This window comes from Paraburkholderia sp. SIMBA_054 (genome assembly GCF_046534875.1).
Lineage (GTDB): Bacteria > Pseudomonadota > Gammaproteobacteria > Burkholderiales > Burkholderiaceae > Paraburkholderia > Paraburkholderia hospita.
This window is the reverse complement of the sequence record NZ_JAWRXV010000543.1, coordinates 1-294: the sequence shown is the minus strand read 5'-3', so window position 1 is coordinate 294 and position 294 is coordinate 1. Positions and strand designations below refer to the sequence as shown.

The following is a 294-nucleotide window of genomic DNA, read 5'->3' as shown; positions in this document are numbered from 1 at the left end:
GCGGCCGGCTATATCGAGCCCGGCTACGTCGACAGTCTTCACGCTCGCGAAACAGTCTCGAATACGTATCTGGGCAGCGGCGTCGCCATTCCGCACGGCATGCAGGAAGACCGCCATCTGATCCGGCGCACCGGCGTCGCGGTGCTGCAATTGCCCGAGGGCGTCGAGTGGCACGACGGCGAGCGCGCCAACCTGGTCGTCGCGATTGCCGCTCAGTCGGACGAACACATCGCGCTGCTGCAACGCCTCACGCGTCTGATCGGCGACGCGGACAAGCTGCGCGCGCTCATCGAC

General features: G+C 66.7%; 1 protein-coding gene. It reads left to right on the top strand.

Annotated elements, in window-relative coordinates; genetic code table 11:
- Positions 1 to 294, top strand: a 294-nt coding sequence (locus tag SB822_RS56260; protein WP_410859001.1) for a PTS sugar transporter subunit IIA, incomplete at both ends; no start/stop codon positions are given.